Source organism: Chryseobacterium sp. C-71 (assembly GCF_020911865.1).
GTDB lineage: Bacteria > Bacteroidota > Bacteroidia > Flavobacteriales > Weeksellaceae > Chryseobacterium.
In genome coordinates, this window is record NZ_CP087131.1 from 46,676 (window position 1) to 61,681 (window position 15,006).

13 protein-coding genes are annotated in these 15,006 nt (G+C 33.7%); 6 read left to right on the plus strand and 7 right to left on the minus strand.

Features of this window, described 5'->3' with window-relative positions:
• Nucleotides 1–32: 32 nt before the first annotated feature.
• Together LNP04_RS00200 and LNP04_RS00205 are read right to left on the minus strand one after the other, a co-directional pair.
• Nucleotides 33–842, minus strand: a complete 810-nt coding sequence (locus LNP04_RS00200; RefSeq protein WP_229984580.1) for a hypothetical protein — start codon at nt 840–842, stop codon at nt 33–35.
• A gap of 28 nt (nt 843–870) precedes the next feature.
• Entirely contained in the window at nt 871–2,475 is a 1,605-nt protein-coding gene (locus LNP04_RS00205) for a S8/S53 family peptidase (protein ID WP_229984581.1), read from the minus strand.
• A 167-nt stretch (nt 2,476–2,642) separates the two neighbouring features.
• Here LNP04_RS00205 and LNP04_RS00210 point away from each other — a divergent pair, with 167 nt between their 5' ends.
• The 3 genes from LNP04_RS00210 (at nt 2,643) to LNP04_RS00220 (ending at nt 5,719) form a co-directional block, all read left to right on the plus strand.
• Nucleotides 2,643–3,767 (plus strand): DegT/DnrJ/EryC1/StrS aminotransferase family protein, encoded by a 1,125-nt coding sequence (locus LNP04_RS00210; protein ID WP_229984582.1) that lies wholly within the window; start codon nt 2,643–2,645, stop codon nt 3,765–3,767.
• A 460-nt stretch (nt 3,768–4,227) separates the two neighbouring features.
• A complete protein-coding gene (gene galE, locus LNP04_RS00215; protein WP_229984583.1) occupies nt 4,228–5,250 on the plus strand; it encodes a UDP-glucose 4-epimerase GalE in 1,023 nt (340 codons plus the stop codon).
• 31 nt (nt 5,251–5,281) lie between these two features.
• The gene (locus LNP04_RS00220; protein WP_229984584.1) at nt 5,282–5,719 is read left to right on the plus strand and encodes an adenylyltransferase/cytidyltransferase family protein; all 438 of its coding nucleotides are present in this window, start codon (nt 5,282–5,284) and stop codon (nt 5,717–5,719) included.
• A 51-nt stretch (nt 5,720–5,770) separates the two neighbouring features.
• On the opposite strand, the gene LNP04_RS00225 is transcribed toward LNP04_RS00220, so the two are convergent.
• The 5 genes from LNP04_RS00225 to pnuC all read right to left on the minus strand — a co-directional run bounded on the left by LNP04_RS00225 (nt 5,771) and on the right by pnuC (nt 11,628).
• Nucleotides 5,771–8,278: a TonB-dependent receptor domain-containing protein gene (locus tag LNP04_RS00225; RefSeq protein WP_229986327.1), complete on the minus strand. Its 2,508-nt coding sequence runs from the start codon at nt 8,276–8,278 to the stop codon at nt 5,771–5,773.
• 167 nt (nt 8,279–8,445) lie between these two features.
• On the minus strand, nt 8,446–9,471 hold the full coding sequence (gene mltG / locus LNP04_RS00230) for an endolytic transglycosylase MltG (RefSeq protein ID WP_229984585.1): 1,026 nt from the start codon (nt 9,469–9,471) through the stop codon (nt 8,446–8,448).
• Between the two features lie 32 nt (nt 9,472–9,503).
• Nucleotides 9,504–10,274, minus strand: coding sequence for a diaminopimelate epimerase (gene dapF / locus LNP04_RS00235; RefSeq protein WP_229984586.1), 771 nt, complete (start codon nt 10,272–10,274; stop codon nt 9,504–9,506).
• A 92-nt stretch (nt 10,275–10,366) separates the two neighbouring features.
• Nucleotides 10,367–10,954, minus strand: a complete 588-nt coding sequence (locus LNP04_RS00240; RefSeq protein WP_229984587.1) for a hypothetical protein — start codon at nt 10,952–10,954, stop codon at nt 10,367–10,369.
• A 5-nt stretch (nt 10,955–10,959) separates the two neighbouring features.
• Nucleotides 10,960–11,628: a nicotinamide riboside transporter PnuC gene (gene pnuC / locus LNP04_RS00245; protein ID WP_229984588.1), complete on the minus strand. Its 669-nt coding sequence runs from the start codon at nt 11,626–11,628 to the stop codon at nt 10,960–10,962.
• Nucleotides 11,629–11,791: 163 nt separating this feature from the next.
• Between pnuC and LNP04_RS00250 the strand changes: the two genes are divergently transcribed.
• From LNP04_RS00250 to LNP04_RS00260, 3 genes are all read left to right on the plus strand, one after another.
• Nucleotides 11,792–13,435 (plus strand): APC family permease, encoded by a 1,644-nt coding sequence (locus tag LNP04_RS00250; RefSeq protein WP_272492181.1) that lies wholly within the window; start codon nt 11,792–11,794, stop codon nt 13,433–13,435.
• Between the two features lie 50 nt (nt 13,436–13,485).
• Nucleotides 13,486–14,514, plus strand: coding sequence for a glycosyl hydrolase (locus LNP04_RS00255; protein ID WP_229984589.1), 1,029 nt, complete (start codon nt 13,486–13,488; stop codon nt 14,512–14,514).
• A gap of 200 nt (nt 14,515–14,714) precedes the next feature.
• A complete protein-coding gene (locus LNP04_RS00260; RefSeq protein WP_229984590.1) occupies nt 14,715–15,005 on the plus strand; it encodes a hypothetical protein in 291 nt (96 codons plus the stop codon).
• Nucleotide 15,006 lies beyond the last annotated feature (1 nt).

The following is a 15,006-nucleotide window of genomic DNA, read 5'->3' on the forward strand; positions in this document are numbered from 1 at the left end:
AACAGTAATTATAGTTGATTGGTGATTTTTTATCAATTAAGTTTTTCAAATTCCATAAGACTGCTTTCTTGCCATTTACCTTTTTCGAATTTGAAAAATTTTGAGACTGGAATTTTAAAATTATAATAATAATCTGCTTTAACAAAATTATTTTTGTGAGATAAATAAATTGCCAGTCCCGAATACTTATATACATCATCACCAATTGTTAACGATTTATTGTCTGTTTTCTTATAATAATTATAATAAAATAATTCTTGCGGTGGACTTGTAATGAATTTTTTATCTGTTAAAACTTTTCCGCTTTCAAATTTTTTAATGAAGTTGTGTTGATGTTCAAAATTATTTACAAATATGTTATCGGGATATTGCAGTGATTGTACGAGCACTATTTTTTTACTACTATTGGTTTTCATGAAATTTTCGAAATTTTCTTTATTCCACAAATTATTAGTCAAATTTTGACGAAATATTACATCATCTAATGGTAATTTAGGTTTTGAACTGCTAATATCATTTCCCCATTCTTCGTATCTAAAATTTAGTAGTATAATATCACTCTTTTCAAAATACTTAATTTTTAGTTTCTGTGTAATTAAACTTGATAATTGTTTAAAGTTAAAATTGTTTTCAAATTCTGTAAACTGTTTTAATTGTCTTTGATTGTTTACGGCATATTCTTCTTTACTAATTCCTGGGCACCCATGGCTGTCAATTATACCTGCGATTTTTGGGCATGCATCTTCTTCATCTTTTATTCCATCATTATCAGAATCAATAATTTGAGATTTACAATAAAGAAATTGTAAAATAAATAGTATTGTTAAAATTATTTTAAACATCCAATTTTCAACTTATAATTAAGTGTATTTAATCTTTCAAAAATTTCTCATAATAAACCTTATTCTTAACCTGAATTTTTAGGTAGTAAGTTCCTTTTGCAAAATCCTGCACATTGACAGATTTTTGATTTGTTGATTTAAAAATAAATCTTCCAAGATTATCATACACTTCAAGAGATGAAACATCACCTTCAGTTGCAATATTTAAAATAGATTTTACAGGGTTTGGGAAGATGACCAATTTTTCCTTCTTCACCAATTCGGAAGTGTTTAAAACAGAGTTGTATAAACTTCCAAAATTTAAAATTCCATATCCCATTTGATCTGTATGACTCGGAAACAAAGAAGCTGTTTGTCTTAATTGTGTTCTCATCATATTTCTATTCATTGTTGGGAAAGCTTGAATTAAACAAGCAACTCCGCCAGCAGCAATAGGTGTTGCAATAGAAGTTCCTGTAACAGAGATTGTAGAATTATTATTCACCGTTGTAGCTGCTGATCCTCTCGCACTCGCATCAGGTTTGATAATTCCTGAAGAATTGGGTCCGAAAGATGAAAATCCAGAAGAAAGTCCCGCAGAATCCACTGAACCAATACTAAAAACTTGTGCATTATCTGCAGGAGTCAAAATATAATGCCAAGGCTGTTGTCCTGAATTTCCTGCTGCAATTAAAACAAAAATTCCTTTGTTCACTGCAATTTGGCTCGCTCTTGCAATGAAAGAAGTAGTTCCGTTCATTTGAGCATAAGTGTAATTGTATTTTGGGTCATCAAAAATATTGTAACCAAGAGATGCTGTAATAATGTCTACACCTTTTCTGTCTGCTTCTTCGGCTGCTTCAATCCAATACAATTCCTCTTCCGGAACTTCTACAGCTGTATTTTCGCTTCGGTATAAATAAAAATCAGCATCTGGCGCAGACCCCACAAAACTATCCTGAATATATCCGCCAATAGCTCCTAAAACCACCGTTCCATGGTTATTTAATGTGCTTTCGTAGATATTTGTAGTTTTTGTGACAAAATCGTAGCCGCCTTTAATCTTATTATTGGTCCATAATCTTGAGAAGGCAGTGCCGGTATTTACGGTAGGGAAACCTGTGTCGATAACCGCAATGGTAACACCTGTTCCTGTATATCCGGCGAGGTGAAGCGGTCGCAGATTGATTTGGTCAATCTGAGCAGAACCAGATCCGTAATCAAAAGATGTTAAAGTTTTTTGATTTTGTTCAAAGCTTTCCCATTTATTAAAGTGTTGGGTCTTTAAAATCAAAGAAGAGTTTTTAGCGAAACTTTCTACAGATTGTACAAAAGGCTGTGCTTTAATCAAATTAACCTGAGCTTGGTTTACAGTTACAGCAACTCCGTTCAGCCATTTAGAATAATCTGTGATGGTAAATCCTAAATTCTGAAGATTTTGAATGTATGATTGTTCGATGGGTGCATCCTGATCATTGAGAGCAATTCCCAAAGCAGTCCTTCTATTCAATGCTTTTTGGGTGAGCTCTGACAGAGGATTCGCATAGAATGCTGCTTTATTTGGTTTGTCATTAAAATAAACAAAAACTAATTCGGTTTGTGCATTACTCAATCCATAACCCGTTAGAAAACAAAATAATAAAAGTTTTTTCATCTCTTTATTTTGTATAAAGATAAAACAAATTCAATAAAATTTTTGATAGGATTTTAAATTCCTTATTTTTACGAAAATATTTGTTTGTGAAATCGCTGCGCAAGATTTGTGTAAAAAATAAAAATAGTAAAGCGATTACATTTAACTTAGAAAAATAAAATTGACGTATGAAAAAAATACAGATGGTTGACTTGCAAAGTCAGTACTACAAAATAAAAAATGATGTAGATAATGCGGTTCTTAATGTGATGGATTCTGCAGCATTCATCAACGGTCCTGAAGTAAAATCTTTCCAAAACGAATTGGAGACTTATCTTGATGTAAAACACGTAATTCCTTGTGCAAATGGAACCGATGCTTTACAAATTGCTTTAATGGCACTCGATTTACAAGAAGGCGATGAAATAATTACAGCTGATTTTACTTTTGCAGCAACCGTAGAGGTAATTCATTTACTTAAATTAAAATCTGTTTTGGTAGATGTAGATTATGATACTTTTACGATTTCTACAGAACAAATCAGAAAAGCGATTACTCCAAAAACTAAAGCGATTATTCCGGTTCATATTTTCGGTCAATGTGCGAATATGGAGGAGATTTTGAAGATTGCTGAAGAACATAATTTATTTGTTATCGAAGATAATGCGCAGGCAATCGGCTCTCAGTTTACATTTTCAGACGGAACTGTAAGAGATGCAGGAACGATGTCTACGGTAGGGACGACTTCTTTTTTTCCATCTAAAAACTTAGGTTGTTACGGCGATGGTGGTGCGATTTTTACCAACAATGATGATTTAGCACACCGTTTAAGAGGTATCGTAAACCACGGGATGTACGAAAGATATTATCATGATGAGGTGGGTGTCAACTCTAGATTAGATAGCCTCCAGGCAGCAATTTTAAGAAAAAAACTTCCCAATCTTGATTCTTACAACGATGCAAGAAGAAAAGCTGCTGATTATTATGATGAAGCTTTTGCCGGAAACGAAAATATTTTAACTCCAAAAAGAGCCGAATATTCAACACACGTCTTTCATCAATATACTTTAAGAGTTTTAAATGGAAAACGTAACGAATTGCAGAAATTTTTAACTGAAAAAGAAGTTCCTGCAATGATTTATTATCCGGTAGCTTTACGAAAGCAAAAAGCCTATTTTCAGGAAAGTAATGATGCAGATTTTGTGAATACAGACAAGCTTTTGGATCAGGTAATTTCACTTCCGATGCATACAGAATTAGACGAAGAACAGTTGAAGTATATTACGGATGCTGTTTTGGAGTTTATGAGATAAAAGATGAAAAGGAAAGTTTTTAAGTATAAATTTGTTTATTGGATTTTAATTACAATAACTCTAATTTTTTCAATCTTATTTGGATTTGCGTCCATTAACAGAATTATTACCAATTCTTTTTTTAATATTAGAGATTTTACCTATTCAGTTAGTATTATTTTAATAGGAATATTATCAATTATATCTTTATTTTGTTTGATTACAAAAAATAAAAAGTCAATAATGTTTATTAGATATATGTTAACTATGATGATTGTTATATTTACAATCGGGCTTTTTGAATCAATTTTTATAAAGAAAAATTTTGGAAAAGATTTAATAGATTATATTCTATTGCCAATTTGTTATTTAATTATTTTTGGGTTGCTTAGGCTCATTAAAAAATATAGATTTGAAGATAATTCGGCATCTCTGAAGATAGAAGAAATTGGAACACAAAATAATTAAGTAAAAACTAAAAATGGCAATACTTGTAACAGGCGGACTTGGATATATCGGTTCTCACACCGTGGTAGAACTGATCAATAATAACTTTGAAGTTGTTATTGTGGATGACTTATCTAATTCGGAAAAATTTATTTTAAATAATATTGAGGAAATTACAGGTAAGCGACCTATTTTTTACCCTTTCGATTTAAAAAGAAAAGAACTTCTTAATCAGGTTTTTGATGCGCATAATATCGAAGGATGCATCAACTTTGCAGCTTTCAAAGCGGTAGGAGAGAGCCAGCAAAAGCCCATTGATTATTATGAAAATAATTTGTTTTCTTTAATCAATGTTCTCCAGGAATTTAAAGAAAGAAACATATCGAATTTTATTTTCAGTTCATCTTGTACCGTGTATGGGCAGGCAGATGAAATGCCAATCGACGAAAATACTCCGTTGAAAATGCCCGAAAGCGTTTATGGAAAGACTAAACAAATGGGCGAAGAAATCTTAAAAGATTTTGCTCAGGCTTATAAAAGTAAAATCTGTCTGTTGAGGTATTTTAATCCGATTGGAGCGCATCCGTCATCTTTGCTTGGAGAATTACCAATTGGCGTTCCGAATAATCTTGTGCCTTACGTGATGCAGACTGCTGCAGGAATCCGCGAGAAACTAAGCGTCTGGGGGAATGATTATCCTACAGAAGACGGGACGGCAGTTCGTGATTATATTTATGTAGTAGACTTGGCGAAAGCGCACGTTGCAGCTTTGAAAAGTTTAATGAATAATAATTCAGAAGAAACTGTAATCGATGTTTATAATCTGGGAACAGGAAAAGGTTCATCTGTTTTAGAGGTCGTGCAGGCTTTTGAATCTGCAAATGATGTTGCTGTGCCTTATCAGATTTGCGACAGGAGAGAAGGAGATATTACGATTGCTTATGCCAATGCTGATAAAGCTGAAAAAGAGCTCAACTGGAAATCTGAAACTTCTTTGGAAGAAGCATTAAAAACGGTATGGGAATGGCAGAAGTATTTAGAATCTAGAAAAAATTAATTTATAACAAAATAATACACCAATAATTTATATGAAGACCGAAAGAATAGGAATTACATTTTCCTCATTTGATTTATTACACGCAGGGCACATCAAAATGTTGGAGGAGGCAAAAACAGTTTGTGATTATCTGATTGTAGGACTGCAGATTGATCCTTCTCACGACAGACCTACAAAAAATAAGCCCACTCAGACCATAGTTGAAAGATATATTCAGTTAAAAGCTGTCAATGCCGTGGACGAAATTATTCCTTATTATACAGAAGAAGATTTGGAAGATATATTGAAATCTTTTGTGATCGACGTGAGAATTATAGGAGACGATTACATGGACCGAGATTTTACCGGAAAAAAATACTGCGAAGAAAAAGGTATTGATATTTTTTATAACAAAAGAGATCACCGCTTTTCATCAAGCGATCTAAGGAAAAGAATCTACGAAGCCGAAATGTCAAAAATGTCAAAATAAAAAAGTCCCGAAATTTAAATTTCGGGACTTTTTATGTTCATTAAAATCTGATTACATCGGACCTTGTTGTTCGTCTCCTGTGGCATTAGAGTTTACATCTTTCTTTCTCTTCGGTTGCTCGATTTTTTCACCTTGCTTGAATCTGTAAGTCAATGATACTGCAAACTGTCTTGGTTGCCATTGCATGTAAGAATCTCTTACGTAATTGACTCCATAAGCCGTAGATTCCATTGCTCTTGTATTAAAAATATCTTGAATATTGAAACTCACTGTTCCGTTACCGTCCCAAATTGTTTTTGATGCACCAAAATTTAACGCATACATATCCTTTCTGTCTACACTGTTAGTTTTTTGAGCTCCTCTGTAGAAACCTTGTAACTGAAAGCTAAACGTTTTATCAATCTTAAAGGTAGAAGTCAATCTGGCTCTAGTAGAGAAACCACTTCCTTCAAAAGACATAGCTTCAGGAACAATAGATAAATCATCAAATACTCCGGTAGTTTTATATCCAAATACATCTACGTTTCCTAAGAATTTTAACCATTTTGTAGCATCCCAGTTAAAGTTTAAATCCAAACCAAAGCGATCATCAGTTCCTAAATTAATAGGTCTTGTATGAAACGCACCAATTTCGTCAGGGAAAACCAGCATTTTTACATCATCATTAGTATGCCTGTAGTAAAGAGTAGGGTTGATTGTAAATTTACCTTTAGATATGCTATATCCAAATTCATAAGAATCAACGTATGATGGATTTAAATCTATATTTCCGTCAAAAATATTTTGATTATCAGTATAACTAGGATTTGGAATCAAAAAGAATGATCTTGGTCTGTCAATTCTTCTAGAATAATTTACCAAAAACTGATTGTCTTTTGCAATTTCGTAACTTAAGAATACTGATGGAAATAAATTATTATAACTTTTTTTAGAGTCAATGTCCTTTGTGTTGAAATCTAAGTTTGAGTACTTAATATCAATTTGAGAATGTTCGTTTCTAAGACCTAATTGATATCCTAACTTTCCTATTTTACTTTTAAACTGTAGATAGCCTGCATTAAAAATTTCTCTATAATATGCATCATAAGTATAAACATTTAAAAAATTAAAAGGAGAACTAATATCATCTCTTTCTAATACATCATTATCATAAGTGTTTTGGTTGATATCTAAACGATAACCAGCTTCAAGTCTAGAGTTTTCACCAATTGGTAATTCATAATCAGCTTTACCTACCAAAGTTTTATTTTTTGTATTTTGATTAATTGAATTCTGCAATTCAAAAAGTCCATTTTCAGTTTGGTCTACGCTGGTATTATTATATGATCTGTTACTTTGTAAACTTGCAGATAGCGATAGGTTTTGACCTTTGTCATCAAATTTATGGTCAACCCCAAAATCTCCTTGGAAAGCAAGATTATTATTGGATCCTGTATTTGTTCTTGTCGCAAATGATCTAGGGTCGTTTAAAAAACGGTAATCATAAGTGATCGTACCTAAATTTTCACTGTCAAATGTTCTTACAGTTGCGGAAGCGTTTATCGATGTCTTATCTGAAATATCATAAACTATACCCGACGAAGCATTGTAATTGTTATTTTTGCTGTCTGTAATAGACTCCTGATCTGTAAAAGTTCTGTCATTATCTAAGACAGCATTAAAAAATGTTGCGTTATTTCTGTTTGTGTTTTTAGATTCACGATAACCACCGCCGCCATTCAAAAACCATGTAAGGCTTCCTTTTCTCCAGCTTAAGTTAGTGTTTAAATTTGTTTGAGGTAAATATCCTAAAGTTCCGATAACACTACCATTGAAACCTGTTTTCTTAGATTTCTTTAAAATGATATTTAAAATACCGGCTGTTCCGCTTGCTTCAAATTTTGAAGAAGGGTTGGTAATTACCTCAATTCTTTCGATCTGATCCGCAGGAATACTTTGCAAAGCGTTAGCACCATCGTCAATTCCAAGAAGAGCAGAAGGTTTTCCGTTGATTAAGAATCTTACATTTGAACTTCCTCTCATTGATACCGTTCCGTCTGTATCCACAGAAACTGAAGGTACGTTTGATAAGACATCTTGCAAGTTACCACCTTTGCTTACAATGTCTTGAGATGGATCGTAAGTTCTTTTATCCAGCTCAACTTTATAAGGTTTTTGAGCTACAGTAATTGTAACCCCTTGAATATCTTGAGTTTTAAGGTTGGTAGCAGACCCTTCAGCTTCAATTGATAAAGCTCCGATATTTCCCGCTGCCGCAATCTGTTTGTTGATAACACTTTTCTTGAAATCGATTGCCTCAACAGAAATATCATAATTTCCGGGAGTTAATTCAAGTGTGTATTGACCTTTTTCGTCGGTCAGTGTAGCATCACTGAAAAGTTTATTCGCTTTATTGCTAAATGTAACTGATGCGTAAGGCACCGGCTGATTGCTTTTGTCTACAATAGTTCCTGTTACACCTACTTTTTCCTGTCCGAAGGCAAAAGCCGCTGCAGATAATACAAAAGTCAACCCCAAGGTTTTCTTCGTAATCATGCTGATTATTTCCGTCTGATTCATAAGAGATTCTTTAAGTGAAATCATGAAAAACACATTTAATATTATGAAATTATTAAATAATTAATTTTTCAGTTTTTCACAATTCGTTTATTGTTCTTAATAGATAGGTCGCCTTTTACTGCGATTTGTTAATTGCTAAATTGTTAAAATTTAGTTAAATATGTTTACTATTTGATATTTTTTGAATTGAGCCAATCCTGATACGCTTTAGCGTTGATGACATGCTCTTCTGCACTGTCTGTAAATTTGTGATAGCCCATTCTCGCAGGGTCTGCACACATAAAAATATAAGAGTTGTTTTCTGCATCCAAAATAGCATCCACAGAGTTTTTATCAACTACACAAATCGGTCCCGGAGGAATTCCTGCATTTGCATACGTATTGTATGGCGATGGAGTAGTAAGATGTTTGTATAAAACTCGTTTGATAGGCTCTTTGAAATTGGTTTGCTTGTTTATCGCATAAATTACCGTAGGATCAGACTGCAATTTCATTCCTTTTCTGAAACGGTTTAGATATAATCCTGCAATGGTTTTCATTTCGTCAGGTTTTCCTCCGGATTCCTTGTAAACAATAGATGCCAGCGAATAAATCTGTTCTCTTGATAATCCGGATTTTTGTTCTTTAGCTTTTCGATCGGCAGTCCAGAATTCGTTATACTGATCTTCAAATTTTTTGAAGAACTCTTGTGGTGTTACCGTCCAGAAGAAATTGTAAGTGTCAATAAAAAAGTATTTTTTAAGATCTTCAGCATTATTGTACCCTTTTTCAGAAGCAATTTTATTTAAATCATTCACGAATTTTAAAGAATCAAGTTCCGTTTTTTTAGAAACTTTCCCAACCATCTGATAAATATCTCCGAAATCTCCGATTCTGAAAGAATTTGCGGTTTGATTTCCTGCTTTAATCATATTCACAAGAACCGTATTGCTGGCTCCTTTTTGAAAATGATAACGACCGGGTTTGAAATACTGATCCATCGACTTATCTTTTGCAACATCAATGAATGCTTCTTTATTATCAATATGAGGAGTGATTGAATCTAAGATCTGCTTAAATTCTGCCCCATGCGGAATCAAAACATACCCATCTTTCTGTACGTTGCTTCCGTAATATTTTTTGTAAAATTTAAAACCAAAAAATCCTGCCACAGCAAGAATAAGTAGTACGATAATGAGAATAGCTTTTTTCATTATAGATAATTGATTAAAAGTTTTTGTTTTATTTAAATAAGATCAACCTTACCACTGAAAACCTGTTTTGCCGGACCTTCTAGCCAAATTTCCTGGAAAGAACTTCCATTTTTTTCAGCATACACTTTAAGATCACCGCCCAACGTTTTAACTTTTATGGAGGTTAGATCGCTTTTTTGGAGAAAAGTTAAAGCAGAAGCGGTAACACCGGTTCCACAACTGTAAGTTTCGTTCTCAACGCCTCGTTCATAGGTTCTTACGAAAATTTCATCATCAGAAATATTTTCAACAAAATTCACATTGATGCCTTTTTCCTGATAATTTGCAGAATTTCTGATGCTGTTTCCTTCTGCAAAAACGTTGAAATTCGAAATGTCTTCTACATATTTTACATAATGCGGCGATCCGGTATCTAAAACGGAATCATCACCATCACTGTTGATGGTCGTAACGTCACCCATTTTCAGTTTTACAATGTCTTCATTGATTTCAGCTTCGTGAAGTCCGTCAATTGCCGTAAATACGGTCTTGTTATTTTTAAAAATAGAAAGGAAATGTGCAAAGGCAACTGAACAACGGGCTCCGTTTCCACAAAAACTTTTAGAACCGTCAGAATTGTAATAATCAACCTCAAAATCTACACCTTCTGCTGTGTTTATTTTGATCAATCCGTCTGCACCAATTCCAAAACGGCGGTCACACAATTTTTGTATATGCTCAATAGAAAGATCATTCCACTCTCCGGAACGGTTGTCTAGCATTACAAAGTCGTTTCCTGTTCCCTGATATTTATAAAATTCCATACTTTATTTTGTCTAAAAACTAACGTGCAAAATTACTATAATTAAAACGAAAAACGAACAGCGTTGGCTGTCCGTTTACTTATTTAGAATGATTATCTTCTGAATCCTCCGCCGGATCTTGTGGAGTTGTTTTGTGGTGTAGCTGGTGTGGTATTTTGTGTGTTCGGGGTACTGTTTGTACTGTTTCTGAAACCACTGTTGCTGTTTGATCTTGGGGTACTTTGCTGTTGAGGTCTTTGTCCGTTATTATTGGTATTTCCCTGATTTCTAAATCCACCGTTACCTCTTGGGTTGTTTGTATTTCCTCTTGGATTGGTTGTGTTCCCGTTATTATTCCTCGGATTGGTATAGTTGCCATTATTGTTATTGTTTGGCGTATTGCTGAATCCGTTTGCAGGTCTTTGAGATGTACTTCTTTTCTCTACATAAACTTTCGTTCTGTTATTACCATAATAATAAGGAACGCCATTGTCGTACTGGTACTGCATATTATTTCTGTAGTAATATCCATCATTACCATAATATCCTCCTGTGTTATAATAACCTTGTGGCGCATAATAATATCCATCATTATAGTAAGGATCTCCATATGTGTCAGCATATGCATTATTGTAAGACATACAAGAAGACAAGCCTAATGTAATGAACATTGCGAATGCTATTTTTATTAAATTTTTCATCTTTATTAAGTATTGTTTTGTTTAAAATTTTTCTTCCATTGAATATAGCCAATGGTAGCCATCACAGTAAAAACCAAATACTGTACCGAAGTAATTCCGTAGCCTTTATAAATGTACATCGGGATAGAAATCAGATCGCCCAAAATCCAGAAAATCCAATTCTCGATGCGTCTTTTTGCCATCAGCCACATTCCTACTAAGAATACTGATGTTGTGAAAATATCCATCCAGTTGGCCCAATCCAGATGATGAAAACCATACTGCACATTTTCTGAAATAAAATTGTTGTCAAGTAAAGGTTTGTAATAATAAATAACCATCACCAAGAAAACACTCAGCACAAAAAGCACTGCTGAAATCAACCATTCTTTCTTGGTAGACCAGGAAACTTCCACATGAATATTGTCTTCGGAATTTCTTTGCCACAAAATCCAGCCATAAATGCTCATGATTGTGTAGTACACGTTGATCATACAATCTCCCAGCAATCCTGCGATAAAAAGAAGGTAAACATAAATAATAGTAGAAATAATTCCGGTAGGATAAACCCAGATGTTTTTTTTAATAGAAAAGAAAACGCTCAGAATTCCAAACAAAGTTCCCGTAGATTCCAGAAAAATTTGCAAATCAGTATAGCTTTCATACGGTTTTACAAAGAGATCATATACATTCATGCGGTCAAAAATAAGCAAAAAAACAGTTACTTTACAATGTCTAAAACAAGTGGAAATCAGTTTTTTATATTTTTAAATGTAAATTAAATCATGAATTTTTATTAATAAATGTTAATATCATTAAAATTTTTATATTTTCGTAAATCTTTAATAAATAAAAAATATGTCAAAAATTTGGGCTAAAAAGCCAATGAGTGCTTATGAAGCTGATATACAGAAGAGCGAACTAAAACGTGTTTTAGGAAAATGGAGTCTTACTGCTATCGGAATTGGAGCTATTATCGGAGGAGGAATTTTTGTACTTACAGGTACTGGTGCCTATTACAACGCAGGGCCTGCATTGGCACTTTCTTTTGTAGTAGCGGGTATTGCCTGTGTATTTGCAGCTTTGTGTTATGCTGAGTTTGCGTCAATACTTCCCGTAGAAGGTTCTGCTTATGCGTATGCATACGGAACAGTAGGTGAAATTTTTGCCTGGATAATCGGGTGGGGTTTGATATTAGAGTATGCGATGGGATCGATGACGGTCGCCGTTTCATGGTCGGGTTATTTCGGTAAACTTCTCAAGATGTTTGGTCTTCATCTACCTTATTGGATGACCACAGATCCCGGAACTGCTAATAAAGCATTCGGGGAAGCTACAAAACAGATTGCTGAAGGAAAGCTTCCTGCAGATAAATTATTAGGTTTTCAGGAAACCATTAATAACTTCAATGCAGCTCCTGAATTATTAGATTTTAAACTGTTTTTAAATTTACCGGCATTGGTAATCGTTCTATTTGTAATCTGGATCTTATTGAGAGGTACAAAAGGCGCTGCTAAGGCCAACAACTTTATTGTAATCTTAAAAGTTTCTGCGATCATATTTGTAATTATTGCAGGTTTATTCTTCATAGATACTGCAAACTGGACACCTTTTATCCCTGATGCAACGACCATTACAGAAAACGGAGTCTCCCACAAAGCGTATGGCTATGGCGGAATTATTGCCGGAGCTTCTGCTATCTTCTTTGCTTATGTAGGTTTCGATGCGGTTTCTACACAGGCAGGTGAAGCGATTAATCCTAAAAAAGATGTACCTTTTGCTATCATTACTTCGTTAGTAATTTGTACAATTCTATATATCTTAGTATCACTTGTTCTTACAGGGATGATGCATTATAGTGATTTTAATCCTTTAGGTAAATATCCGGATGCAATTAAAGCTCCTGTAGCTTATGCATTTGATATTGCAGGTCAGGCTTGGGCTGGTTACATCATTACGATTGCCGCAACTGTAGGTTTGATTTCTGTATTGATGGTAATGATCATGGGACAGTCTAGAATTTTCTTAGGAATGTCTAAAGATGGTCTTATACCTGCAACTTTCTCAAAAGTAAATCCTACTTCTGGAGTTCCTAGAAAAAACTTAATGATTCTGGGGACAGTTATTGCGATTGTGGCATCACTGACACCAATTAACGAGTTGGCACACATGACAAGTTTCGGAACTTTGTTTGCCTTTACAATGGTTTGTGTTGCGGTTTGGGTTTTAAGAGTGAAAGAGCCAAATTTGGTAAGAAGTTTCAGAGTTCCTGCATTGCCTGTAATTGCTTGTTTAGGAATTGCAATCAATGTATACTTGATTTTCAACCTTAGTAAAGAAGCACAGATGTACTCATTTGGTTGGTTGATTATCGGATTTATCATTTACTTCCTTTACAGTAAGAGAAATTCAAAACTGCAGAATGGCGGTTATGGAGAAACCTTCAAGGCTGAACAAAAACCTTTAGAAGACGTCAACATCAATATTGACAATAAAGAATAAATTTAAATTCCGCTTTATGCGGAATTTTTTTTTGATTAAATTTGACTGTTATGAAAAAAATATTCCCCACATTATTTTTATTCTTTGGAACTTTTTTCTTTGCTCAAAATGTGAGTTTTGAAACATTACTCAATGATAAAATCAGCATCAGAGCTCTAGAAATCTGGGACGGCAAAGTCTGGTACAGCGGGACAGATTCAAAATTCGGATATGTAGATTTAAAAAATCCTCAAAAGCAAAAGCAGATAAAATTATCTGAAAAGAAGTTACAGTTTAGAACTTTGGCGCAGGATAAAAAATCGTTTTATGCGATTAATATTGAAAGTCCGGCTTATTTTTTTAAAATAGATAAAGAAAAACTTACTCATGAAATTGTATTTACTGATACCGTGAAAACGGCTTTTTATGATGCATTACATTTTGTAAATGATGATTTAGCTTTTTCATTTAGTGATCCAGATAGTAGTTTACATCTTAATTTAATGACGATTATACCTCAGAAAGATAAATTTTTGAGCCATAAGGCAAGTTTTGGAAATAGAATAATTAAACTAAACGAAGGTGAAGCAGCCTTTGCGGCCAGTAATACTAATTTAGCCTCATTTGGAAAATATCTTTGGCTGGGAACTGGAGGTGGGTCGTCCCGGATTTTCAGAACAAATATTAACTACATGGAAACAGAAGTTTTTGAGACCAATTTTATTCAAGATTCTGAAGCGCAGGGAATTTATTCAATCGATTTTGCTAATGAAAAATTCGGTATCGCAGTCGGCGGAGATTATACAAAACAGGATGCCAATGTCAACAATATTGCAACCACCAATAATGGTGGAGAATCTTGGCAGATTCAGGCGTCAGGACAAAATGCAGGATACATGACTTGCGTGAAGATAAAACCAGAATCAAAAGGCAAAGAAATCATTGCAGTCGGTGATCAGCACATAAGCTATTCCTCAGACTTTGGAAAAACATGGAAGAAAATTTCTGATGAAAAAGGACTTTTCGTCTGTGAATGGATTGATAAAAATACCGTAGTTTTTGCCGGGAAAGACAGGATCGTAAAAATGAAATTCAATTGATTTGTTTAAAATTAATAACAATTCAAATAAAAGCTCTGTTATCTTAGCTGAGCAGAGCGCCTTTGTGAACGAAAAATATGCAGAACAATATTAAAAGAAAATCTTTGCGTTAAAATTCATTGTATTATGCAAAATGATTATTCACTATTATTTTCAACAAAAAATAATTAAATTGTGCTTTTAAAAACATCAAATAATTCATGCTGAATATCATTAATCAAATCTTTGAAATAGAAAAAAAATCAAAAGATCAGGATATTTCAATCTTTGAAAGAAATTTCGAAAGAATACATCACGAGCTCGAAGAATTGGGCTATTCTGTTAACAATCCTATCGGGAAACTGTATGATTCCAGAGATACTTCTTTGGAAGCAAATCTGATTGGGAATTCTTCAAAACCAATCATCACCAAAGTCCTGAAACCTGCTATTTTTCAGAATGACGGCTCAGGGAATATATTGTTGCAGAAGGGAATTGTAATTGCAGAATAAT